General features: G+C 53.1%; 22 protein-coding genes and 1 riboswitch. Of the genes, 11 read left to right on the top strand and 11 right to left on the bottom strand.

Annotation, left to right across the window (positions count from 1 at the left end):
* Positions 1-136 precede the first annotated feature (136 nt).
* Positions 137-1,813 carry a 2-isopropylmalate synthase gene (gene leuA, locus AC27N8_RS32230; RefSeq protein WP_487074792.1) on the top strand — a complete coding sequence of 559 codons (1,677 nt, stop codon included), beginning with the start codon at positions 137-139 and terminating at the stop codon, positions 1,811-1,813.
* A 115-nt stretch (positions 1,814-1,928) separates the two neighbouring features.
* Here the strand turns inward: leuA and AC27N8_RS32225 are convergent, their stop codons facing one another.
* A complete protein-coding gene (locus tag AC27N8_RS32225; RefSeq protein WP_487073256.1) occupies positions 1,929-2,723 on the bottom strand; it encodes an MBL fold metallo-hydrolase in 795 nt (264 codons plus the stop codon).
* Positions 2,724-2,969: 246 nt separating this feature from the next.
* Here AC27N8_RS32225 and AC27N8_RS32220 point away from each other — a divergent pair, with 246 nt between their 5' ends.
* Positions 2,970-4,067, top strand: a complete 1,098-nt coding sequence (locus tag AC27N8_RS32220; protein WP_487073254.1) for a LacI family DNA-binding transcriptional regulator — start codon at positions 2,970-2,972, stop codon at positions 4,065-4,067.
* A 416-nt stretch (positions 4,068-4,483) separates the two neighbouring features.
* Here AC27N8_RS32220 and AC27N8_RS32215 read toward each other — a convergent pair whose 3' ends face one another.
* Positions 4,484-4,657 carry a hypothetical protein gene (locus AC27N8_RS32215; protein ID WP_487073252.1) on the bottom strand — a complete coding sequence of 58 codons (174 nt, stop codon included), beginning with the start codon at positions 4,655-4,657 and terminating at the stop codon, positions 4,484-4,486.
* A 101-nt stretch (positions 4,658-4,758) separates the two neighbouring features.
* Between AC27N8_RS32215 and AC27N8_RS32210 the strand changes: the two genes are divergently transcribed.
* Positions 4,759-6,072 carry a glycoside hydrolase family 16 protein gene (locus AC27N8_RS32210; protein WP_487073250.1) on the top strand — a complete coding sequence of 438 codons (1,314 nt, stop codon included), beginning with the start codon at positions 4,759-4,761 and terminating at the stop codon, positions 6,070-6,072.
* A gap of 111 nt (positions 6,073-6,183) precedes the next feature.
* On the opposite strand, the gene AC27N8_RS32205 is transcribed toward AC27N8_RS32210, so the two are convergent.
* The 3 genes from AC27N8_RS32205 to AC27N8_RS32195 all read right to left on the bottom strand — a co-directional run bounded on the left by AC27N8_RS32205 (position 6,184) and on the right by AC27N8_RS32195 (position 8,718).
* A complete protein-coding gene (locus AC27N8_RS32205; RefSeq protein ID WP_487073248.1) occupies positions 6,184-6,552 on the bottom strand; it encodes a response regulator in 369 nt (122 codons plus the stop codon).
* Positions 6,549-8,186 (bottom strand): ATPase domain-containing protein, encoded by a 1,638-nt coding sequence (locus AC27N8_RS32200; RefSeq protein WP_487073246.1) that lies wholly within the window; start codon positions 8,184-8,186, stop codon positions 6,549-6,551. The genes AC27N8_RS32205 and AC27N8_RS32200 overlap by 4 nt, the downstream gene beginning before the upstream one ends.
* 241 nt (positions 8,187-8,427) lie before the next feature.
* Positions 8,428-8,718, bottom strand: coding sequence for a hypothetical protein (locus tag AC27N8_RS32195; protein ID WP_487073244.1), 291 nt, complete (start codon positions 8,716-8,718; stop codon positions 8,428-8,430).
* Positions 8,719-8,971: 253 nt separating this feature from the next.
* On the opposite strand from AC27N8_RS32195, the gene AC27N8_RS32190 reads away from it, so the two are divergent.
* A complete protein-coding gene (locus tag AC27N8_RS32190) occupies positions 8,972-11,377 on the top strand; it encodes a heavy metal translocating P-type ATPase (protein ID WP_487073242.1) in 2,406 nt (801 codons plus the stop codon).
* A gap of 27 nt (positions 11,378-11,404) precedes the next feature.
* Here the strand turns inward: AC27N8_RS32190 and AC27N8_RS32185 are convergent, their stop codons facing one another.
* The 4 genes from AC27N8_RS32185 to AC27N8_RS32170 all read right to left on the bottom strand — a co-directional run bounded on the left by AC27N8_RS32185 (position 11,405) and on the right by AC27N8_RS32170 (position 14,172).
* The gene (locus tag AC27N8_RS32185) at positions 11,405-11,554 is read right to left on the bottom strand and encodes a hypothetical protein (RefSeq protein ID WP_487073240.1); all 150 of its coding nucleotides are present in this window, start codon (positions 11,552-11,554) and stop codon (positions 11,405-11,407) included.
* Positions 11,555-11,718: 164 nt separating this feature from the next.
* The gene (locus tag AC27N8_RS32180) at positions 11,719-12,468 is read right to left on the bottom strand and encodes a CbtA family protein (protein WP_487073238.1); all 750 of its coding nucleotides are present in this window, start codon (positions 12,466-12,468) and stop codon (positions 11,719-11,721) included.
* 15 nt (positions 12,469-12,483) lie between these two features.
* Positions 12,484-12,705: a CbtB domain-containing protein gene (locus AC27N8_RS32175; RefSeq protein ID WP_487073236.1), complete on the bottom strand. Its 222-nt coding sequence runs from the start codon at positions 12,703-12,705 to the stop codon at positions 12,484-12,486.
* Between the two features lie 204 nt (positions 12,706-12,909).
* Positions 12,910-13,127, bottom strand: a riboswitch (cobalamin riboswitch).
* Between the two features lie 82 nt (positions 13,128-13,209).
* On the bottom strand, positions 13,210-14,172 hold the full coding sequence (locus AC27N8_RS32170) for a D-2-hydroxyacid dehydrogenase family protein (protein ID WP_487073234.1): 963 nt from the start codon (positions 14,170-14,172) through the stop codon (positions 13,210-13,212).
* A gap of 198 nt (positions 14,173-14,370) precedes the next feature.
* Here AC27N8_RS32170 and AC27N8_RS32165 point away from each other — a divergent pair, with 198 nt between their 5' ends.
* Both AC27N8_RS32165 and AC27N8_RS32160 read left to right on the top strand, forming a co-directional pair.
* Positions 14,371-15,726, top strand: coding sequence for a sigma-70 family RNA polymerase sigma factor (locus AC27N8_RS32165; RefSeq protein ID WP_487073232.1), 1,356 nt, complete (start codon positions 14,371-14,373; stop codon positions 15,724-15,726).
* Between the two features lie 110 nt (positions 15,727-15,836).
* Entirely contained in the window at positions 15,837-16,103 is a 267-nt protein-coding gene (locus AC27N8_RS32160; RefSeq protein WP_487073230.1) for a heavy-metal-associated domain-containing protein, read from the top strand.
* Between the two features lie 191 nt (positions 16,104-16,294).
* Here AC27N8_RS32160 and AC27N8_RS32155 read toward each other — a convergent pair whose 3' ends face one another.
* Entirely contained in the window at positions 16,295-16,978 is a 684-nt protein-coding gene (locus AC27N8_RS32155; protein ID WP_487073228.1) for a methyltransferase family protein, read from the bottom strand.
* A 161-nt stretch (positions 16,979-17,139) separates the two neighbouring features.
* On the opposite strand from AC27N8_RS32155, the gene AC27N8_RS32150 reads away from it, so the two are divergent.
* From AC27N8_RS32150 to AC27N8_RS32140, 3 genes are read left to right on the top strand one after another with little or no spacing between them, the layout of a single operon-like run.
* The gene (locus tag AC27N8_RS32150) at positions 17,140-17,820 is read left to right on the top strand and encodes an ArsR/SmtB family transcription factor (protein WP_487073226.1); all 681 of its coding nucleotides are present in this window, start codon (positions 17,140-17,142) and stop codon (positions 17,818-17,820) included.
* 29 nt (positions 17,821-17,849) lie between these two features.
* Complete coding sequence (locus tag AC27N8_RS32145) at positions 17,850-19,088, top strand: MFS transporter (RefSeq protein WP_487073224.1); 1,239 nt, start codon at positions 17,850-17,852, stop codon at positions 19,086-19,088.
* Positions 19,066-19,254, top strand: coding sequence for a hypothetical protein (locus AC27N8_RS32140; protein ID WP_487073222.1), 189 nt, complete (start codon positions 19,066-19,068; stop codon positions 19,252-19,254). Before AC27N8_RS32145 ends, AC27N8_RS32140 begins: the two co-directional genes overlap by 23 nt.
* Here the strand turns inward: AC27N8_RS32140 and AC27N8_RS32135 are convergent.
* The gene (locus tag AC27N8_RS32135) at positions 19,245-20,045 is read right to left on the bottom strand and encodes a phosphate/phosphite/phosphonate ABC transporter substrate-binding protein (RefSeq protein WP_487073220.1); all 801 of its coding nucleotides are present in this window, start codon (positions 20,043-20,045) and stop codon (positions 19,245-19,247) included. The genes AC27N8_RS32140 and AC27N8_RS32135 overlap by 10 nt on opposite strands.
* Positions 20,046-20,734: 689 nt before the next feature.
* Between AC27N8_RS32135 and AC27N8_RS32130 the strand changes: the two genes are divergently transcribed.
* Entirely contained in the window at positions 20,735-21,715 is a 981-nt protein-coding gene (locus tag AC27N8_RS32130) for an EamA family transporter (RefSeq protein WP_487073218.1), read from the top strand.
* An 87-nt stretch (positions 21,716-21,802) separates the two neighbouring features.
* On the top strand, positions 21,803-22,822 hold the full coding sequence (locus AC27N8_RS32125; protein WP_487073216.1) for an LLM class flavin-dependent oxidoreductase: 1,020 nt from the start codon (positions 21,803-21,805) through the stop codon (positions 22,820-22,822).
* Positions 22,823-22,830 lie beyond the last annotated feature (8 nt).

The following is a 22,830-nucleotide window of genomic DNA, read 5'->3' as shown; positions in this document are numbered from 1 at the left end:
TCTTTGGGGGCATATGGTATGATAGCACATACACAAAATGCGCTTATCCAATCATTCTCGCTTATCCAAACTAGACTCCATCGACGCATGTAGCAAGGAGACGTCAATGCAAACCAGTATTCGTGCCCGCAGCGGCATGCAAAAAGGGCACATTAGCAAGTATCAACCGTTTGTTCCGATCGATCTGCCGGATCGACAATGGCCGTCCAAGCGCATCAAGACTGCTCCCACGTGGTGCAGCGTCGACCTGCGCGATGGCAATCAGGCTCTCCCAATCCCGATGAGCGTGGCGGAAAAAGTTGAAATGTTCGATCTGCTGGTCAAGCTGGGCTTCAAAGAGATCGAAGTCGGCTTCCCATCGGCTTCGCAGACCGAGTATGAATTCACGCGACGCTTGATCGAAGAAGGCCTCATCCCCGAAGACGTCACGATCCAGGTCCTGGTGCAATCCAAAGAGGATCTCATCAAACGCACCTTTGAAGCGATCCGTGGCGCGAAAAAGGTCATCGTGCACCTCTACAACTCAACCTCCGAGCAGCAGAGACGTATCGTCTTTGGACTCGATCGACCAGCCATCATCGATATCGCCGTACGCGGTGCCACCCTGATCAAACAACTCGTTGCCACGCTTCCTGAGACGCAGGTTATCATGGAGTACTCGCCAGAAAGCTTTTCGCTGACTGAGATCGATTTTGCCCTCGAAATCTGCGAAGCCGTCGTGGACGTCTGGCAGCCTACGTCGACCAATAAGATTATTTTGAATCTGCCCGCGACCGTCGAAGTCTTCACCCCAAACGTCCACGCCGACCAGATCGAATGGTTCTGTCGCCATCTGCGCAACCGCGACCACGCCTTTATCAGCCTGCATACGCACAACGATCGCGGCACAGGAGTAGCCGCCTCTGAACTGGGTCTGCTTGCAGGAGCCGATCGGGTTGAAGGGACGCTCTTTGGCAACGGCGAGCGTACGGGCAACGTCGACATCGTCACGCTGGCACTCAATATGTACACGCAGGGAGTTGATCCAGGGCTCGATTTCAGTAACATCAGCGCCACACGCAAGATCTACGAAAAATGCACGCGCATGGAAGTACCCGTCCGTCATCCATACGCTGGAGAGCTGGTCTTTACCGCCTTCTCCGGCTCGCATCAGGATGCCATCAACAAAGGGATGAGCGCACAAGCCAAATCCGAAAGCGACCTCTGGGATGTTCCCTACCTGCCCATCGACCCCAAAGATATTGGACGTTCTTATGAAGCCATCATCCGCATCAACTCACAATCGGGAAAAGGTGGCGTCGCTTATCTGATGGAGAGCGAATTTGGCTTTCAATTGCCGAAGGCCATGCATATCGAATTCGGCAAAATTATCAAGGACCTCTCAGATGAACGCGGCGGCGAAATACTCTCCACCGAACTGTTTGCCGCCTTCGACCGCGAATATCTCAAGCGCAGCACCCCATTGGTCTTGAAGAAATTCGAGACCCGAGCCAACATCGATACCAGCGGCACAGAATCGGTCGAATGTACAGCCAGTATTGCTATCAACGACGTGGTCCGCGCCGTACACGGTCACGGCAATGGTCCCATCGATGCCTTCGTACGTGCCCTCAACGAGCACAACATCGCCACCTTTACCCTGCGCTCCTACGCCGAGCACGCTATTGGTGACGGCGCGGAGACGCAAGCGGTCTCCTATATCCAGCTTGACACGGAGGCAGGAGCCTTCTTCGGAGCAGCCATCGATACCAATATCGAGATCGCACCCATCAAAGCCATTCTAAGCGCCCTCAACCGCTCCTTGAGCGTCTAAGAGCGCCTACACCAGGCCGCTACAGGATATATAAATAAGAAAGGAATAGCTCCAGCACTGACCAGAGCTATTCCTTCTTGACGATGCGTCACAGACAGGACCACGATAAGTCCCCTCAAGCATCGATGGATGTAGGCTGACCCAGTGGCAAAACGCGCAAATGTTCTGCTAATCCTGCAGCCGCGAAAGACTGCTCCACCTCATCAAGCCCTTCGGAGAAGTGCGCCCAGCCTTCGTAGTGGATGGGGATAACCGTCGCCTCTCCAAGCGTCTTCGCAAAGCTTGCGCCCTCAACACCATCAAAGGTCAGCAGGACAGGCCCATAGGCCTCTACCTGGGCCGCTCCAAAGTGCAGCAGCGCAATACCAATCCGATAGCGCTTAATGATCTCATCTAACTGCTCAAAGAGCACCGTATCACCCGAGATGTAGAGCGCTCCGCGCTGTTGGCCATCCCATTCAACGATCCATCCATTCACCTCGCCAACCTGCCTCAACTCAGATGGACCGTGTAGAGCGGGCGTCGCCGTCACGCGGACGTGCGAGCCATCCTCTGCCGTCAAATCGACTGTCTCCCACATCGCCACCCCCTGCGTCGTCCCGCCCAGACGCTCAGCGCCCACCGGGGTCGTCAGCACACGCGTAGCCTGCGCCAGATAGGCGCGACCAGTTGTATCCAGATTATCGGGATGATTATCATGGCTCAGCAGGACCAGATCCACCGCCCCCACCGCAGAGCTCTCAAGCGCCGGACCGGCCGTCTTGACCAGCGTATTTTTCCCCGAAGGATAGCTGTTCCCTGGCGGATCAAAGGTCGGATCGGTCAGAATACGAAATTGACCAATCTCAAGCAGAGCCGTCGGCCCTCCAATATGCGTAATTTGTACCGTATTGCCGGATATCTGATCCATTGAAATTACCTCCTGCTTATAACCAAAAACGACTGCTTATCAGGAGCAACCTCTTCTAGGATAGCACATCTCACAACTATGTGGGACTTTTGTGTGGAGATACGCGATGCGCTTGACAGAAACCGGTTTCTAGTTTAAAGTTGGACTATGATTAAGGGGTACATCTACGTGTATCGCGGTTCCTGAAGTTCTTTTTCATACCAGCACTATGTTGTATTGGTAGTGCAAGGAAGTTGGAAGCATACGATGCAAGGAAAGCTGACAATCCAGGATATTGCTCGACTGGCGGGAGTCTCCAAGGCGACTGCCTCCAGGGTACTCAACGGGAATCCATCTGTTGATCCGGCGCTGCGCGAACGTGTCCAGCGGGTGATACAGGAGCATAGCTTTGTTCCCAATGTTACCGCGACAGGCCTGGCTGGCGGCAGGACTCGTTTGCTCGGTGTACTTACTCCTCCGATGACCTGGCCGGCGGTGCCGGAGATCTTGCGCGGCGTGGCACGTTACATTGAGGATACCAGTTACGAGATCGTTCTCTATAGCGTGAGCTTTGAGCGTAATCACGTCGATGTCCTCGATAACATTCTGGCCATGCGGATGGTCGCTGGTCTGTTGGCAATCTTTCCCGGCGAACTTTCGCATCATCTAATCGAGCGCTTCCATCAGGGGCTGCCGCTGGCGATGATCGATGACCAGGAGGAGCCAATGTATGTCCCCTGGGTCGGGATCGATAACGCTTCAGGAGCGTATCAGGCGACGCGCCACCTCCTGGATCTGGGACACACACGTATCGCATATATGCAGGGACCCCAATCCTATTGCTGCGTCACCGAGCGTTATCAGGGATACTGCCAGGCGCTACAAGAAGCTGATATCACTCCCGATCCAACACTGCTGCTCCAGGGGAGTTTCGATATTGCCAGTGGACGACAATGCGCCCAAGAGCTCTTTGCACGTGATCGATCCGTCTGGCCGAGCGCAATCTTCGCTGGAAACGATCAGATGGCCTACGGCATCATGGAGGTGGCAGAGCAGCAAGGGATACGCATCCCCGAAGATATCTCGCTCGTCGGCTTCGATGATAATCTGTTATCCTCGCATATCAAGCCAGCATTGACCACTATCCAGCAGCCCTTCTTCGAGATCGGGCGCACCGCGATCGAGATGCTTCTCACCAAACTTGATCCAGACCATCTCACCACCAAAGACCGACAGATGACCTATCCACGTCAACGTGCCGCTCGGGACTCCGAGACAAGCACATTTGAACGCATTCAACTGCCAACCAAACTGATCGTGCGGGCATCGAGTGGTGCCTACCGACCGTTATCTATGCTGACCTGACATTGATACACCAAAGTTGAGAAGACGCTGTTCATTCAGCGAAGGACGTTCTTTGAAACCTTTTGCTATACAGAAAATGTTCATGATACTGGCATAGTCTATTCGTATAGTTGTCATGACGGCTTGTCGTCAGATCCTGCTTACCAGGATGCTTGGATAAAAAGAGAGACAGTTTTCGCGTAGAAGTTGTTATGCAATTTCTGCATTGATAGATAAATTACTTTCGATACGCATAGGCAATTATAAGAAAGGATGATGCGACAATTTCATGATTGTTCTCTCATGAAGCAATGGACTGCTACTACTCTGCCAAAGGTCATACGCCTTGGTAGCAGAGGAGATATGTATCCAAAACAGATCCGTGAAACCGTGAGGTGACAAGCCAGCAGACGTAGCGGCGCAGCTCCGCCGTGCTGTCACTGGACGTACGAACACGTCCCACCTGCATCTGAAAGCAACGCCAACGAGACAATCTGCAGTGGAACTTCATGAGGAGCGTGGTCGTACGAGTCACAGACAGCACGGCGGAGCCGCGCCGCTACGTCGGTGAGCGTCTCACCCCATTGGGATGTGCGTCTCCAATGCGACATCAGTGCGATGACCTTTGACAGTACACTACTTTATCTCGAAACAAAAGAGGCTTTTTGTAGTACGTGACGAAAAATAGTATTCAGGCGAAAAAGGAGTATCGATGAGGATATTTTCTCATAATGATCAAGCAGACAATTCCCGACGCAAGATGCGACGACTTCCCCTTCTGGTCGTCTCACTGACAGTTTTAGCATCACTGGCGATGGCAGTTTTGAATTTCACCGTCTTCAGCTCGGCACAGAATGCACATGCCGCATCCTGGACGCAGGTCTGGGGCGATGACTTCAGCGGAACCTCGGGCACAGCCCCAAGCTCAGCGAACTGGCTCTATGACACGGGAACCAGTTATCCAGGCGGAGCCGCCAACTGGGGCACGGGTGAGGTCGAGACAAATACTAATAGCACTGCCAATGTCTATCAGGATGGTAATGGACATCTCGCCATCAAACCCATCCGCGCCGCCAACGGCAGCTGGACATCCGGCCGCATTGAGACACAGAATAGCAGTTTCTCAGCCCCAGCCGGTGGCGAGATGGCGATCGAGGCCTCCATCCAGATGCCCAATGTGACCGGCGCAGCCGCTCAAGGCTACTGGCCCGCCTTCTGGGCTCTGGGCTCATCGTTCCGAGGCAACTATACCAACTGGCCGATCGTCGGTGAAGTTGACGCGATGGAAAACGTCAATGGCACCAACATGGAATACGGAACACTGCACTGTGGTGTGAATCCCGGTGGTCCATGTAACGAGACCTCAGGACTCGGAGGCCATACCCCTTGCACCGGGACAACCTGCCAGGCTGGCTTTCACACCTATCGTGTTGAGGTTGACCGCAGCACCTCGCCCGAGCAGATCCGCTGGTATCTGGATGGCGTGCAATTCTGGCAAGTTTCTTCCAATAACGCTGGCATGGATGCAACCACATGGGCCAACGCAGTTCATCATAGCTTCTTTATTATCCTGAACGTCGCGATGGGAGGCAGTTGGCCGGGGAGTGCTACCGCCTCGACAAGCTCCGGCGTTCCAATGCTGATCAATTATGTGCATGTGTTTACGTCCGGTGGCTCTACGGGCGGCGCTACGCCCACACCTACCCCTAAACCAAGCACACCAACCCCGACACCTACCTCGGGCTGCACCACCGGTAGCTATACCTCGGGCGTCACCAGTGCAAGCTCATCGACCGCTCTGACCTGGTTCAAGCCCTGTGGCTATACAGCCGGTTACGTCATCGTGCACTACACCGTGGCTGGCGGCTCGCAGCAGAATCTCTACACGACCTACAACAGTAGTACGGCTCGTTGGGAATATACGGTCAGCGGTATCACATCAGGACAGGTGCTCCAATACTCTTTCACCTATCAAAAGAGTGGGCTCCAATATGATACCAGCACCACATCATGGACGCATCCATAAGCACAAAAAGCCGTGTGCTCAAGGTCTCATGCGCTGAGACTGCCAGAAATTGAGCAGAGACACAAACGGAGAAGAGGCCAAAGTCTTGCTTTGACCTCTTCTCTTTATTCTTTATAAGGTACGTTTCGGGGAAACATATCTAGCCACTAAACTGAGGACTTCATCGATATCAAATGGTTTGGCGATAGTAGCAACGTAATTACATTCCACCTGATTAAACGATTTATGCACGGCGGTCATAAAAATGAGAGGGATCGAACGATAACGGGGATGAACCGTCATGCGACGACACAATTCACGACCATCAAGAATAGGCATCATGACGTCGCACAGGACCAGATCGGGACGCTTCTTCTCGATACAGGTCCAGCCCTCCTGCCCGTTATTAGCCGTGATCACATCATAGCCCTCATCGCGTAAGACATCGCGTAAGACCTCAATAATGGAAAACTCATCATCAACGACTAAGATCGTGGTCATAGTTGCTCCTCCTGAGAGGAGGCGCGACTAATCTCGAAGGACGACACTGGCGGTGACTCGCGTGGACGAGCAATACCGGTTAAGATAGATTCTGCACTCTTAAAGGTCGAAGCGATATCCAGACCATAATCGGTAATGCGAAATTCTCGAATGGATGGATCATAGCCGCTTTGACGCATCTTCATGATCGAGATTAAACGATACAGCTGCGAATACAACTCGACATGGCGTAAAAAAACGATATTTTCAACTTGAGCCGCCATTTTGCTGACCAGATCGGGCATCACAATATCCGCAGAAAAAAGATCTGCCAGCTCGACAGCCCAGATCGTTGTCACATCTAATGTACGTAATGCGGTAAAGATAGCAGATAAAAAGCCAGCGAGACGCTCAGGTGATGCCGTTGTATTCTGAAAGCCGGCCAGGCCATCGATAAAGAGTCGCTTGACTCCGCGTTCTTCAACCGTCGCAAGTAGCCGCTCAGCCAGCACATCGATGATATCTTCCGTTGGCGGTTGCCAGAGCATCTCCAACAGGTCGCTGGCGAGAAGCTTTTCCACACTTTCTCCTGCGATTGGGCTGTCCGCTTGCAAAGACGCCTGCGCTCCATCACGGCCTGGAGCCTGTTCATTTTGAGAGACCACCCGAGGATGCCGCAGGAGTTGAGTCATGCGTAGTTTTAACTGGGCCGGCGTCTCCGAAAAACCAAAGTAAAGTCCCTGTTGCCCCTCGCGGACTCCCTGATAGAGGAAATGCAGGCCCAGTAAGGTTTTCCCGGTCCCTGGGGCTCCCATCACCATCGTCGAATTTCCCATCGACACCCCACCATTCATCATCTCATCCAGGCGAGGAAGCCCGAAGCCAAATTTGGCTGCCGAGGCGACTGAGGTCAAGGTGGACGGCAAAGGCAATTTGCGCACTTTTAAGGACTCTTCTGTGCGCGGATGAACCACAAAGCCGTTTTTGTCGATGGCGTATAAATGACGACCTTCCAAAAATTTACTACCACGAAACTTGCGCACCTGGATCTCACGCGTTGAGCGCATATCGTTCGGGCGGGTGGTGAGCTGAAATAAGCCATCAACCATGGTATGCTCTGGCTGATCATAGATCTCGCGATCAAACTGCATCAGCAAGAGGGTCGTACAGCCAACCGCCTCATTGATCACGCTCAGAGCATGCAAGAAATCCTTACGCTCGCGCAGAGTAGCTGCATTTTGCTCAATCGTAATCGTCCCATCAATCACCAGTAGCGTCGCATGCTGACGACGAACTTCCTTACGGATAAGTGTCACCAGCGCATCAAGTCCCTGCTGATCAAGCGTGGAGTAGCCGCTGATATAGGAGAGCTGATTCGCAAGAGGTTCTGGCGTATAGAATGCAAAGGATTCCATATGCGTGAGCATACGACTATGCGTCTCGGCGAGCAATGTCATATAGATCGCACGACGATTTCCGTTCGCCACATGGTTGAAACAGATCTGATTGCCGAAAATAGTCTTTCCGGCTCCCGGGGGACCCATCAAGAGATATGTCTCGCCCTTAAAAAAACCTCCTCGCAACAACTGATCAAACCCGGCAATACCGCTTGGCACGCGCTCAGCCGATACTGTCTGCTTAGAAATCTCTGACATCTACAACTTCTCCTCAATTCAGATATGGCCAGGACTCTGACGAAGCACCTCACAGCTTAGAGTCGTGCCATAGCCGCTTGCTTCACGTAGCATAGCACAAGCATCGCACTATATCCAGATTCTAGAATAGAGGATGTTGCGTAACTCCAACATCCTCTGTATGTATATACTGTCTAGTAGCCCTTCACGCTTCGCTTTTTCAGTCGAGCGCAGCAAAGACATCGTAGTACTCGGTCAACGGTCATCGCGCCGATGCGGTATCGGTGATGTGTGTCCAAAACAGCTCCAGAAGGCGATGGAGTGAGAGGCTCACCGACGTAGCGGCGCGGCTCCGCCGTGCTGTCTGTGACTCGTACGACCACGCTCCCCATGGGGTTCCATTGCGGGATCTTCCCACCGTGGATCGTCTCGTCTGCGTTGCTTCCATCAGCACGTGGGACGGTGTCGTACGTCTAGTGACAGCACGGCGGAGCCGCGCCGCTACGTCGGCGAGCCTGAGCGCCTGGTTCAAGGGGCCATCCTCCTTTGCCACGCAACGTCCTTCTGTGTTTTGACAGAGCAGTAGCGTCGCACGCTCGCGTGCGATGTCCCAGTACCTCGTACGATCAGGCAAGCCAGCGTGGTGCGCCGAGATGCTGCTGTTTCGTACGTCAAGTGGGACATGTCTCGCTTCGCTCGGCGATTGACAAGCGCGGAGAACGGCGCTATAATCCAGATATACCCCTCCCAGGGGGGTAGGGATGTAATCTTTAGATCATTTTACGTTAAGATGAAAGGTGATGCTCATGGCTACTGAAGCCGGACACCCCATCAAGCAGACGATAGATATACCTACCGAAGCAACGAGCCAGCAGGCAGTGTTTGCGATTGAGGGCATGACCTGTGCCTCATGCGCGATGCGGATCGAAAAAGGACTCAAAAAGGTTCCCGGCGTTGCAGACGCTCAGGTGAACCTGGCAAGCGAGAAAGCGACCGTGACCTATGATCCCGAACAGGCCGGCCCGGAGCAGATGATGCAAAAGGTGGATGCGATTGGCTATAAAGCTATTCCGTTATCTCAAGTGACGCCCACGGCTGCAATGGCCGTCGAGACCACTACGGATAACGACGAGAGTTTCGCTGCACCCATCGCTAGCGTGCCACAAACAGCGACCACGCAGGAGGATGAGCGTCAACAGCGTAAGCAGAGCGAATTAAAGCGCAAGCAGACACTCTTGCTGCTGGGAATCGTGCTCTCATTGCCAATCCTGATCCTGAGCATGTTCTTCATGGATCGCTTTCCGGGTGAGAATATCCTTTTATTGGTCCTGACCACGCCCGTCTGGGCCATCGTCGGGGGAGAGTTCCATCGCAGCGCCTGGAAGACCTTGAAGCATGGGGCGGCGACGATGGATACGCTGGTCTCCGCCGGCTCAACGGCTGCTTATCTGATGAGCGCAGTTGCGACCTTTTTCCCGCAGGTCGTGGGAGGCGTCACCTTCTATGATACCGCAGCATTGATTATCACCTTAATTTATCTGGGCAAGTATCTGGAACTACGAGCCAAAAGTCAGACCAATGACGCGATCAAGAAGCTGATCGATTTGCAGCCTCGCCTGGCACATGTTATCCGTCGGGGACAGGAGAGCGATCTACCCATTGAGCAGGTACGCTCCGGCGACGAGCTGGTTGTGCGTCCTGGCGAGAAGATTCCAGTGGATGGTCAGGTGCTTTCCGGTCATTCTTCAATCGATGAGTCGATGATCACTGGCGAGAGCATCCCGGTCGAGAAGAGCGAGGGCGAGTTGCTGATCGGAGCCACCATTAATCAGCATGGACTGCTGCATATGCGTGCCACCAGAGTCGGCGCGGATACGGTACTCTCCAACATCATCCGCATGGTCGAACAGGCTCAAGGATCAAAAGCTCCCATCCAGCGCCTCGCGGACAAGATCGCAGGCATCTTTGTTCCTGCCGTTTTAGTCATCGCCGCCCTCACCTTTATTGCCTGGGCACTGATTGGCAACCTCGTCACAGGCGTGCAGACGGCCCATATGTCTGACATGTCTCAGATGGCCAGCAGCAATCCCTGGATTACTGCCCTGGTCGCCGCAATAGCCGTCCTCATCGTCGCCTGTCCGTGCGCACTTGGACTGGCAACTCCAACAGCCATCATGGTTGGCACCGGCAAAGGAGCAGAAAAAGGTATCCTGATCAAAGGAGGAGAAAGTCTGGAACGCATCCAGGCCGTACGCGCCGTCCTGCTCGACAAGACAGGGACCATCACAGCCGGCAAGCCCGCGCTGACAGATATCGCTGTGCTGCCAGAGCGTCAGATCGACGATGTACTCCCCTTGATCGCCGAGGCAGAGCTGGGCTCTGAGCATCCGCTGGCCAGCGCGATCGTTGAGGGAGCAAAGGCTCGCGGCCTGGCATTGAATGCCACACCCCAACACTTTACAGCATTGGTAGGACGCGGCGTCGAAGCAACCATCCAGGGACATCAAGTCCTGGTCGGGACACGTCTGCTGCTCAGCGAAAGAGCCATCTCGTTCACGTCCCTCGAAGAGTCCATGCAAGCGTTCGAGCGCGAAGGGAAGACAACCATGCTGGCCGCCATCGATGGCATCGCCGTGGCCGTTGTCGCGGTCGCAGATACCATTAAGGTAGGCTCGGCCGAAGCGATCAAGCACCTCCAGGAGCAGGGCATACAGGTCTGGATGATTACTGGCGATAATCGACATACCGCCGCAGCCATCGCGCAACAGGTCAATATCGCCCCCGAGCACATCCTATCCGAAGTGCGTCCAGAGGATAAAAGCCAACAGATCAAGCGCTTGCAGGAGCAGGGGATTGTGGTCGCGTTCGCCGGAGATGGTATCAACGATGCCGTTGCTCTGGTACAGGCCGATGCGGGGATCGCGATGGGCACCGGTACCGATATCGCTATCGAGGCAGCCGACATCACGTTAGTCAAAGGCAACCTGAAGAGCATCGCCACCGCCTTAGCGCTCTCTAGAGCGACGATGCGGATCATCAAGCAAAACCTCTTCTGGGCCTTCGCCTATAACGTCATCTTGATACCGGTCGCCATCCTCTCGCCGCTCATCCCGTTCCTGAAGGCACAGGCACCGATCTTCGCTGCCGCCGCCATGGCACTCTCATCAGTGACTGTCATCACCAACTCGCTGCGCCTGCGCCGTTTTAAGTAGCACACCCGACGAGCAGCGTCGGCTTAGCTACGACGGATAAACCCCTTGAACCAGGCGTCCAGGCCAGCCGACGTAGCGGCGCGGCTCCGCCGTGCTGTCACTGGACGCACGAAAACGTCCCACCGTGGGGAGGTTATCTCGATGGAACCCCATGTGGAGCGTAGTCGTACGAGTCACAGACGGCACGGCTCCGCCGTGCCGCTACGTCGGTGAGCGTCTCACCCCATTGGGATGCCTGTCTCCAATGCTCCATTGGTACGATGATCCTTGACAGTGTAGTAGCGCCGTGGTCTCTTCAGTGGAGCCATATGCTTGTGTCCGGCCGGCCGCTACTTAAAGGTTTATTGTGCCAGATGCTGTACTCTACGCCGCCAGAAAAGCAACAAAAGTCCGCCCAGCAAAAACCAGAAGAGAGCGACTCCCAACGCCGAGAGCACGCGAAACGTCATAACGAGTCCCATGGAGATCGAGACAGTAATCGGGTAGACCGGCATAGCCAGCATAAAGATGACTGCATAGATCCCATAGGCCAGAAGAACGATCAGCAAGCGGGTGCGTCTGGAGATATCTCCTCGCTCTTCACGCCTCTGTAGAGAGCGATACAACAAGAATGCCAGGGCAGTCCCGATGATAGATAAAGCAATCCCTGCAAGATACAGGGTTTGCCGGACATCGATGGTGGTTGCATCCCCCACTCCTGGCGGGTTCGCTGGATACTTGAGTTGAGGAAACAAACAAAATGTCCAATAACAAATAAAGAGCAAGGTGAAGAACCATTTCCAGGATACTTTTTTGGCTCCGCTCAGACGTTCCTGTCCAAACGCAAACCAGCAGATGATCCCAAAGAACGATCCCCAGCCGATACCATACAGGATATAGCCCAGAAATAGTCCTGCGCGTTGCTCCGGGCGCGTGAATACTTCTGGATCAAGTTGACCAAGCGCGATCTTATGCGCCGTTTCCAGGTTGATGGCTTGCTGCAATACCGGCTCGGTCGCAAAATAATGGAAGCAAGCAGCAAGTAATCCAGCGATGACGCCAGACAACAAGGTCAGGGCAACAATGGCCGTGGGTGAAGGTCTCTGATGCATAGGATACTGGCTCCTCTAGTGACAGGGAAACGCTGCAACATGCCGACTATCATGAATAAGCTCATGAATCATGTTTACCTGATAGGCCGCGTTGCCCTGAAAAAACGAGAGCAGAAATCCCTGATCGAAACCGACCAGATATAAAGCCAGCAGGCCTAATCCTAGCGTGCCGCCGAGAATCGCCCAGTCTCTGATTGGATGGGCAAGTTCGAGGGATGGTTCGTAAGTTTTAGACATAGTACTCCTCTTTCTGTGAAAAATAGCTCATGAAGGATATTAATAAGCACACGCATTACGGCAATAGGACACAAGATGAAGAAAGAGGAGTGGGAGGGTTTGCTCAGAGAGTATGCGCGTGTGGACAGCAAAAGGGCATGCCGAAGAGAGAGCGATAGCATACTCCTCTCGGGTGCATCTCGTTCCTTTAACGCGAAGGATCGTGAGCTATTTCCTCACCAGGCAGGTCTCCTGACTTCTGGCCGCCGTACTCCCCTTCTCGCCTTCCCATTCTCACTGAGAACAGTGGCTCTAATCTCCTCCTGATGGTGGAGGCGAAGAGTTTCCTTGCCAGTTACAGTAGCGCGACTGCGCCGGATTCACACCGGCTTCCCTATTCTGCTTTTCTTTTCAAAAAAGCCACCTAGTGCAAGTAAATGAATGCATTCACTATTAAGGATACTGAGAACCTATGCTCGTGTCAAGGTAGTATCAATTCACTTGCACACTATCTGCTTTTTTTGGCTAACGCTCAAGTGCCTGGGGATTAATGATCTGCTCCGGTTTGCCGGCTTTAAAGGCTAATACGAGATCGAAAGCTGCGCCGAAATAAAGTTCATAGTTGTCTTGCTCGACATAGCCCAGATGTGGCGTACAGAGCACATTGTCCATGTGGAGCAAGGGATGGTCAACAACGGGCTCCGTTTCATAGACATCGACGGCCGCGAAGCCCGGACGACCGGCTCGGAGCGCGGCTTCGAGCGCTCCAGGGACAATCAAGCCAGCGCGGCTCGTGTTCACCAACAATGAAGTCGGCTTCATCTGAGCCAAATCTGCTTCTGTGATCAAGTTCCGCGTCTCTTCGCTCATTTTTATATGCAGACAGAGCACGTCAGACTCCTGAAAAAGCTCTTGCTTGCTACGAGCTGCGGTAAAGCCATCGGCACGAGCGCGATCAAGCGAACCCTCGCGTCCCCAGACCAGGACATTCATCGCAAAAGCGCGTCCATAGCCAGCTACCAGCGTCCCAATGCGCCCGTAGCCAAAGATACCTAACGTGCGCCCGCGCAAAGCGACTCCCAGCGAGCCCTGCCAGCGACCCGCCTTCATCCGTTCGACCTCCTGCGGAATGTGGCGCAGCGCCGCCAGGACTAAGCCCCAGGTCAGTTCTGCGGTCGAGCCGGAGGCTCCTGCTCCCACCGTGATCGCGACTCCATGACGCGTACAGGCGGCGACGTCGATATGAGCAACGCCCATTCCTGTCTGGCTGATCACCTTCAGATCAGGCAGGCGAGCCAGCAACTCCTCAGTAATCCTGGTACGCTCGCGGATCAGAACCAGCGCATCCGCATCCCGAAAGCGCTCTACCAGCGTATCGGTATCCTGCACAGTATCGTTATAAATCACCACTTGCTCATCTGCGAGCTTTGAAAAGCTATCCAGGTGGCGCACCGCATCTTGATAATCGTCAGGTATCACAATTTTCATAGCAACCTCTTAATTTATGGCAAACAGCGACATCACTGCCAATTATACTACGCCACAAACGTGTCATTCTGGCAAGCGTGAAGGGGAGGCGATGCGGTCATTGATGTTTATAGAAAGAAAAATCCCAGGAGAGCTTGTAACGCCAGACCGTTTCTATGTAATGATGAATACAGAGTAGGGAGGAAATACGAAACAGCCATGGAAGCATCCTTCTCAGAAGAGGATAAACAGCGACGTGCACTCATGGAAAGCATCTTTCGTGAGCACTATCCCAGGATTCATACTTTTCTCTTCAATAAGGTGGGACAGTATGAGGTCGCAGACGATTTGGCCAGTATCGTCTTTCTGAAAGCATTTCGCTGGTTGCTCGAAGATCGGGGTAGGCAACAGGTTCGGAGCTGGCTCTACGCCACCGCTCGTAGTACGCTTGCCGACTATTGGCAAGCGCAATTGAAATACGTCTCTCTTTCTCTTGAGAGGATAGAAGACTGTCTCGTTGTCCCTTTTAAGCATGTAGAGAATAAGCAAGCGGTGACGCGAGTACAACACCTGCTCTCTTTATTGCCAGCACGTGAGCGCGAAGTACTGCTCTTACGCTACATCCAGGGCTATACTGCGGCAGAAATTGGTCAGGCATTGGGCTTACATACTGGTCATGTGCGGGTGGTACAGCTGCGTGCCCTACGCCAGGCTGCGCGCATTGAAACGAATGAAAGGACACATTCTCAAATGAATGCAAAAGATCTTATCTATACGAAAGAGGGGCAACGTGTACTTGAGTTGGCAAAAGAAGAAGCGCTCTCTTTGAGGCATCACTATATTGGAACCGAGCACCTTTTGCTAGGAATCCTGGCTGAGAAAAGTGCTGCCGCAGCTTTGCTTGAGCAGGGAACAACGTATGAACATGTGCGAGCAGGATTAATCTTCCTGGTAGGAACTGATCAAGGCGACGCTAAAGCGGGAAACCCTCTCACCCCACAGACACAACACATCCTTGCGGAGGCAAGTGAGATGGCACAAGAGAGCGGAGAAGCAATCAGTCCCCAGCATATCCTGCACGCCTTGCAGAGTATGGAAAGCGAGTATGGGATAACATATGGGATGCTGCAATCGCTAGGGGTCGAAAGGAGATCTGAACAAAAACTATCAAGTGATGAGCAGACAAATGAGAGTGCTTTGATCTTGCAGGAAAATCTTAGCAGGTTGTACTCTGCACTCGACCCGGAAGAAGAGCGTCACCTTGCTCATCTGACAATGCAGGGTGAAAAGGAAAAGAAGCGTGCAGAATACCTGCACGAAAGTCCAGATAGCCGGATCGTTGAGGATGGTAGAATCGCCTATTTTCAACTGTTCATGGCAAGCCAGCAACTGGTCCTTTCCATCACAAAAGAGTATCTCGCATCCGGAAAAGATGTGGGAAAACTGCTCGAAGCAGGTAACAGAGGTCTCATGTATGCCATCCATAAGTTTGGGATGAAGATGCAGGTACCATTCCGTTCTTACGCCGCTCACTGGATTCATCTGGAGATCATGGAATCGGTGCTTGAGTGGTGATAGCTCTATGATCCTGGTTGCACTACTTCCAAAATATGTGCTATAGTGCTGATATATATACCCCTCCCCTACGGGTAGGGATCTGCGTGATTTATGAGAGGGAAAAGTTTATGGCAAATGTACAAGATGTGGAGCTTTCTGTTCCTGACGTGAGCTGTGCTCATTGCGTGAAGACAATCGATGGGGCTCTGGGAGCTTTACCCGGAGTAGAGGCTGTCTCGACGGCAATCCCGACAAAGTCTGTGCATCTACGCTATGATGCCAGCCAGATCTCGATGGCTCAAATCGAAGAGGTCCTGGATGAGGCCGGTTATACGGTCTCCAAGGAACCTGTCCAGACGCCACGCACGAGCGGCAAACCACTCAATCTCCTTTAGGAGATCAGGTATCAGCACTTGAGTGCAAACGCATGGAGAGATCGGCTACCCACATCTGCATTTTATCGTTGCAGATGTGGGTAGCCGATCTTTTTTGCCGCTATTGTCTCTCCAGTTTTTATCACAGAAGCTGCATGGTTGACAGCATCGGGCGGCTTCAATGATAAGCCAGGAATATTTACGAGAGAGCTTTACCAGATATGGGGCACGAGGCGATATCTGACCTGCTGCATATAAGCATCATAACCCGGTAATTCCTGCTTTAAGGTGTTTTCCTCCATCACTGCCCGACTCGCCATCACGGTAATCAGGATCACTCCCCCCAGCAAGCCATACCAGGAACCGAGCAGGAGCGTGGTCCCGGGCACAAAGAGGAGAATGGCGGCATACATAGGATGGCGAACGTAATGATAGGGTCCTGTAGAAACGACGGTATGACCTCGATCCTCCTGGATACGCACCATTGGCGAGAGATACGAGTTGGCCCGAAAGGTGAAAAAAAACAAGCAAAATGAAGTCACCAGCATTAGTGCCCCCACAATTTGAACCCAGAGGGGCACGTATGACCAACGAAAGCGCACCGCATCGAGAGGCATCAAAATCATCCAGAATAAGAAGGCAAGGTTTATCAGGGGAAAAAACATTTTATCCCAGGTCTTTTGGTCCGCTCGGGACATGGTCAGGCGTTCGCGCAACAAGCCTGGATTGTTGCGAAAGAGCCAGAGTGTAATCACCAGGACAAATGTAAAGAACAACGCTTGAAAAATCCATCCTGCCAGCCAGAAGATGGTCCCGGCGGGAACGAATAAAAGCAGGCTGAAGACGACAAAAAGAAAGATAAGTTGGGCTATTAGTTCTTTGGGATTAACCTTCATATAACACCTCCTATACATGTAGACGCACTCAATATATTATTCTACAACGCTTCTTCCTGGGATTTGACACGCTGCCATGACTATGCTAAATTATTAGCATATACTATTTTAATTGAAGGCTTACAGTTGCAGGCGGATAATTGTTCAAAGGAGAAAGATGCATGAGCGACGATAGAAGCGATTACAATCTTGAAGCGGTGCCGATCCTGGCTGAGGCGATCCCAGTTGAGATGCCTGAGCTACCGGCAAAGCGGACTCTGACCACGATGCCGGAATTCAAAGCGGTCAGCGATGAAACACGTTCACGTATTTTAGGCTTAATCCAGCAGCAGCCAGCGACGGCCAAGCAGATTGCGGACAGGCTCGGCTCTACTCCTGGAGCGATCGGGCATCATTTGCATCTGCTGGAGGCGGCTGGATTGGCGAAGGTCGTCGCACGACGCTTTATCCGCGGGACAGTGGCCAACTACTATACGCGCACGGCACGCATCTTCCAATTTGATTTTCCACGCGAGATCCGCGGCGATGATCCCACTGACATCTTCAGCCTGCGCATGCTGACTCATGCTCGGGATGAGTTGAGCGATACACAAATGGGCGTGGAGGAAGATCCCATCGCCGAGATGACCTTGCTGCATCCACGTCTGACGGCGGAACGAGCCGAATACTATAGCCAGCGTGCCAGGTCGTTAATGGAGGAGCTTATCCACGAAGAGCCTGCATCCTCGGGAAAAGTCTATAGCGTTGTGCTGGGTATGTTTATCGCCCCTGACTATCTCCAGGGCACTGGATCGGCTTCTGAGGATGATACAGCACCAATTGATGAAACCTATGATCGCTAAGTTAACATCAATGCATATGGAGAGACTATATGAATTCACAAGATGTGAAACAAGATCAATCAGCAGTTTCGACGCCATCGCTCTGGCGCAACCTGGATTATCTCCTTTTATGGAGCGGACAACTCGTCTCCTCCACCGGAAGTCAGGTCTCGCAGCTGGCCTTCCCTCTCTTGATCCTGGCCCTGACACATTCTCCGGTTCAGGCCGGACTGGTGGGAGCACTACGCGCTCTCCCTTATCTGATCTTTAGCCTGCCCGCCGGAGCGTTGATCGATCGCTGGGATCGCAAGCTCGTCATGATCCTGTGCGATATTGGACGCGCTCTGGCGCTGGGAAGTATTCCCCTGGCGGTGGGATTGAATCACTTAACCCTCATGCAGCTCTACATAGTCGCACTGCTAGAGGGTACACTCTTTGTCTTCTTCAACGTCGCTGAAGTCGCCTGCCTCCCACGCGTCGTCACGCGAGCCCAGCTGCCAGCCGCCACGGCACAGAATCAAGCCTCCGAAGGCGTCACGGCGCTTATCGGACCTTCACTGGGCGGCTTCCTCTTCGCTCTGGGCGGTTTTCTCCCCTTCTTAGTCGATGCGCTCTCATATACCTCTTCGGTCATCTCGCTCTTCTTCATTAAAACACGTTTTCAAGAGAGGCGTGTCGTGGCATCCCGTCAACTGCACATCGAGATCTGGGAAGGATTATCCTGGCTCTGGCAGCAGCCACTGATTCGTTTCATGGCAGTCCTCACCGGGGGATTCAATCTCGTCTTCGCGGGCTACACGCTGATCATTATCCTCCTGGCCCAGAGCATGCACGCCTCTTCCTCGGTAATCGGGATCATCTTCGCGATTGGAGGCGTAGGGGCTATCGCAGGATCGATCGCTGCGCCGTATATTCAGCGACGCTTCAGCTTCGGACAAGTGATCATCGCCGCATGCTGGATCTCTGCGGCCAGCCTGGCGTTCACACTGATCGTGCCAAACGTGATCTTTTTGGGGATTGCTTCCCTGACGGCCTTCATTGCTGGACCCGCCTACAATGTCGTGCAGTTCAGCTATCGTAGCGCTCTAATACCCGATATGCTGCAAGGGCGCGTGAATAGCGTTTTTCGGCTGCTGGCCTTCGGTGGTCAGCCGCTCGGCGTAGCTTTGACCGGTTGGCTGCTCCAAACTGTAGGCGTCACCAACACCATCATCTGCTGCACCGCCGTCATGATTATCCTCTCAATATCGGCAACCATCAATACACATGTCCGCCATGCCCAGCAGTAGCGTCGCGCCCTCGGGCGCGATGTCCCACTCGATCGTACGAGACAGCACGATTTCAGCGAGCGACGCTGGCGTGCCTGGTCGTACGATCGAGTGGGACATCGCACGCGAGCGTGCGACGCTACGATGTCTTCGCTGCGCTCGACATGGGTCGGATCTTCAGGCGTAGGCTTTTTCGACGCGACGGATCTGGGCCTGCGCCTTGCGATAATGCTCGCTCATGCTTTGATAATGCCCGTTGGTGACTGGAATAAAGTGATCAATTGAGCCTTCGCGCAAGCGCTGGGCAAAGAAGGCATCTTGATGCATGGTCAGGAAGGCGTCCTGAATCCTGCGTTTGACGTTGGCCCCCAGATGCGCCGCAACGACGACAAGCGGTCCCGTTGAGGGGCAATAGGCGCTTACGACACGCAACTGTTCTGCCATATGTGGGCTGTTACGATAGACCAGATCGAGCATATGAGCGTCGATAGCGGTCGCGTCGGCAACACCATCCAGGACCTGGCGGAGCGCTTGCGCTTGCGTCTGCGCCTCGATCATTAGCTTGACGCTCACCGACGGCAGGCATTGCTCGTAGAGCGCTTGATCCTCCGCATGAGGCAGGCCCGAATAATAGGACCAGATGCAATCATCAAGCTCGCTGGCAGAGACAATATGGCTCTCTTTGCGCACGACGATATCAAAAAATACCGGAGGGGCGTCACCCAGTTGCACGTCTCCGAGTGAGATAGGAGCCACAATCAGCTCAACCGGACACGGCTTCTGATTCAGCAATTGTATATAGGCAAGCGGAGTCAGAAAACCGACATCCGTATAGGCATCAGCGAAGTCCTCCAAAGCCTCTCCATTCAGCAGAAAGGTCGGGACACCAAGTGAACGCTCCACGTATTCTGTCATGTACTGATACAGCTTGTACCAGGTGGGCGCCAGGAATGTTTCAAAAATGATTGGACTTGTCATGAGTGTCTCTTTCATCTACAATCTCCGTTGATTGAATGTGCACTTCCAACAAAAAAGTACGACCACTATTTCAGACGACTTTCTCGCCCTTTAGCAACAGGGAATTTTGGCACCACAACAGAGACACGTGAAATAATAGTGATAGTTGTACCACAACGTATCTACGAACATCTGACGGTTTTGTTTCCAACGAGCCTCGACCGCCAACACTACTAGCACGTTTGACTTCCACTTTTCGAAGTACTGTTTTTGCACATGTCTGTAATTATCCCGGGCCATCAGCAGGTTCCTCAAGCACTATGATCGACATATTGTTTATTCCGATCACTCCATTATGGCAAATGAAAAGCCGCAGCTACATCAGAGTTCTATTATTGTCACAAAACTGCGGTACACATCGACATTGCCACTCTATTAAACGCACACGTCTACCTATCTTGGACCACGAATCGTCAGTACAAAATATTATAATGTAGACTAAATTGATCAACTATATAAAGTATAGAGAGTAGGGCAATTTTTGTCAAGAAAAATAAGCTCAGAAAGAGAAGAGTGTCACATGCTGATGGCAATTTAACGGCAATTTATCAGTACGCACAAGGTCTTTTGTGTGGTATGGTGTTTAGAGAAGGATCACAACGTGGTGTGATCCTTCTCATCCGCACATCACAAAGAGCGCGGTACACGTAATGAGATCAAGCACATCAGCAGCTATCAGGAAGGTTGCAGTATTGAAAAAGCTGTATTCAGACACATCTACAGGACAATTACCGGCTCTACCCCAGAAAGCCACAAAGACACTTCTGCCCATGAGCTTTATTTTGCTCTCGATCAGTTCAACTCAGATTGGGTCCGCGCTTGCCAAAGATCTCTTTGCCGCGTTTGGACCGATCGGTGTGGCCGGCGTGCGCCTGGCAGGAGCAGCTCTTATCTTATTAATCATCTGGCACAAAAAGATGCGCGGAACGTATGGATGGGTGGCCTATGGATTGGCCGCCTGCTTTGGCATTATATTGGCATCGATGAATTTATCATTTTATCTGGCTCTGGATCAGCTTCCACTTGGTGTCACCGTCACATTGGAGTTTCTGGGACCGCTAACGGTTGCCATCGTTCAATCGCGCCGGGTGCTCGACGTCTTATGGGTCGTTTTCGCCGCCTGCGGAGTGCTCCTCCTGGCCCCGATCAATTTCCTGGGCGGAACATCATTCAAGCTGGCCGGCATTGGCCTCGCCCTGCTCGCCGGAGCCTGCTGGGCTGGTTATATTTTGCTCAGTTCCCGCGTTGGACGCATCTTCCCGGGTGGATCAGGTCTGGCTATCGCGACCTGTACCGCAGCCATCTTGATGGTACCGATCGCCATTGTGCATGAAAAATCAGCCCTCCTGAATCCACCCCTCCTGCTCATCGGCGCTGGCGTCGGATTATTGTCCACCGCACTCCCCTACTCGTTAGAAATGGAAGCATTACGACGTCTTCCATCCCGCGTCTTCAGCATCCTGCTCAGCCTCGAACCAGCCTTTGCCGCGCTCGCAGGCTTGATCCTCCTCCACGAGCAGCTCACCTGGCGCGGCATCATCGCCGTCACCCTGATCTGTATCGCCTCCTTGGGAGTAATCGTTTTCCAAAAGCAAGAGCCGACAAAAGTCATCCCCGCCACAGAGATTTAATTTGATGCAGAGAATGGATAAATTTGGTCAGCGAATTTGTTATAGCTAAAAACGATCTATTTACCCGGCAATAAAAGGACGGATACGATGACTCTTCCTCTCTCTGTTTTAGATCTCTCTCCCGTGGATGCGGGCTCAAATAGTACGCAGGCGCTGCGCAATACGATTGAACTGGCACGGTTAGCCGATCGGCTTGGCTATAAGAGGTACTGGTTAGCGGAACACCACAATTCCAATATGACCGCCAGTCCAGCTCCCGAAATTATGATTGGTCATGTGGCTCAAGCGACCGAGCATATCCGCGTGGGATCGGGAGGCATCATGCTACCGAACCACACAGCTCTAAAGGTCGCCGAGATGTTTCATGTCCTGGAAGCTCTCCATCCCGGACGCATCGATCTAGGGATCGGACGCGCTCCCGGCACAGATCCCCGGACCGCTCTGGCTCTGCGCGGATCACGTGAGGCTCTCGGCGCCGAAGATTTTCCGCAACAACTGGCAGATCTCTTATCCTTCTCCGGCGAAGGCGAAGGCTTCCCGATGGGACATCCTTTCCGTACGGTCAGAGCAGTTCCCGGCGACGTACAGTTACCCCCAATCTGGCTGCTGGGATCAAGCGACTTCGGCGCTCAGGCAGCCGCCGCGATGGGAGTCGGCTTTGCCTTTGCGCATCATATCAATCCAGGCTTCGCGCTTCCAGCCATCCAGATGTATCGCAAGCAATTCAATCCATCCGAGCACATGCAGGAATCAAAAGTCATCCTGACCACCACCGTCATCTGCGCCGAAACCGATGAGCGAGCGGAAGAGCTGGCTTCTTCGATGCGCCTGGCATTTCTACGCTTGCGCTCAGGACAGCCGGGACCACTACCGAGTCCCGAGGAGGCTCTGGCTCATAACTATACCTTCGCCGAACAGATGGCGACACAGGAAACACGCGGGCGACAAACCGTCGGACGTCCAGAAGTCGTGCGCGAAAAACTACTCAAGCTGGTCGAGCAGACCGGAGCCGACGAGTTGATGATCTCCGCGATCGTCTACGGACACGAGAATCGCGCTCGAATCTATGAGCTCCTCGCTGATGCCTTCGACTTACAGCGTCCATAGAATACCTC

The sequence above is a fragment of the Dictyobacter sp. Z7_2 genome (assembly GCF_057551105.1).
This window is presented reverse-complemented; position numbering and strand designations above follow the sequence as displayed.

Coding starts and splice junctions, on each gene's coding strand:
- AC27N8_RS32200 (WP_487073246.1), bottom strand. CDS start 8,186: ATGTCAGAGATTTCTAAGCAGACAGTATCGGCTGAGCGCGTGCCAAGC.
- AC27N8_RS32130 (WP_487073218.1), top strand. CDS start 20,735: ATGAGATCAAGCACATCAGCAGCTATCAGGAAGGTTGCAGTATTGAAA.
- AC27N8_RS32210 (WP_487073250.1), top strand. CDS start 4,759: ATGAGGATATTTTCTCATAATGATCAAGCAGACAATTCCCGACGCAAG.
- leuA (WP_487074792.1), top strand. CDS start 137: ATGCAAAAAGGGCACATTAGCAAGTATCAACCGTTTGTTCCGATCGAT.
- AC27N8_RS32155 (WP_487073228.1), bottom strand. CDS start 16,978: ATGAAGGTTAATCCCAAAGAACTAATAGCCCAACTTATCTTTCTTTTT.
- AC27N8_RS32170 (WP_487073234.1), bottom strand. CDS start 14,172: ATGAAAATTGTGATACCTGACGATTATCAAGATGCGGTGCGCCACCTG.
- AC27N8_RS32175 (WP_487073236.1), bottom strand. CDS start 12,705: ATGTCTAAAACTTACGAACCATCCCTCGAACTTGCCCATCCAATCAGA.
- AC27N8_RS32220 (WP_487073254.1), top strand. CDS start 2,970: ATGCAAGGAAAGCTGACAATCCAGGATATTGCTCGACTGGCGGGAGTC.
- AC27N8_RS32190 (WP_487073242.1), top strand. CDS start 8,972: ATGGCTACTGAAGCCGGACACCCCATCAAGCAGACGATAGATATACCT.
- AC27N8_RS32160 (WP_487073230.1), top strand. CDS start 15,837: ATGGCAAATGTACAAGATGTGGAGCTTTCTGTTCCTGACGTGAGCTGT.
- AC27N8_RS32150 (WP_487073226.1), top strand. CDS start 17,140: ATGAGCGACGATAGAAGCGATTACAATCTTGAAGCGGTGCCGATCCTG.
- AC27N8_RS32135 (WP_487073220.1), bottom strand. CDS start 20,045: ATGACAAGTCCAATCATTTTTGAAACATTCCTGGCGCCCACCTGGTAC.
- AC27N8_RS32205 (WP_487073248.1), bottom strand. CDS start 6,552: ATGACCACGATCTTAGTCGTTGATGATGAGTTTTCCATTATTGAGGTC.
- AC27N8_RS32225 (WP_487073256.1), bottom strand. CDS start 2,723: ATGGATCAGATATCCGGCAATACGGTACAAATTACGCATATTGGAGGG.
- AC27N8_RS32215 (WP_487073252.1), bottom strand. CDS start 4,657: ATGTCGCATTGGAGACGCACATCCCAATGGGGTGAGACGCTCACCGAC.
- AC27N8_RS32140 (WP_487073222.1), top strand. CDS start 19,066: ATGTCCGCCATGCCCAGCAGTAGCGTCGCGCCCTCGGGCGCGATGTCC.
- AC27N8_RS32145 (WP_487073224.1), top strand. CDS start 17,850: ATGAATTCACAAGATGTGAAACAAGATCAATCAGCAGTTTCGACGCCA.
- AC27N8_RS32125 (WP_487073216.1), top strand. CDS start 21,803: ATGACTCTTCCTCTCTCTGTTTTAGATCTCTCTCCCGTGGATGCGGGC.
- AC27N8_RS32180 (WP_487073238.1), bottom strand. CDS start 12,468: ATGCATCAGAGACCTTCACCCACGGCCATTGTTGCCCTGACCTTGTTG.
- AC27N8_RS32165 (WP_487073232.1), top strand. CDS start 14,371: ATGGAAGCATCCTTCTCAGAAGAGGATAAACAGCGACGTGCACTCATG.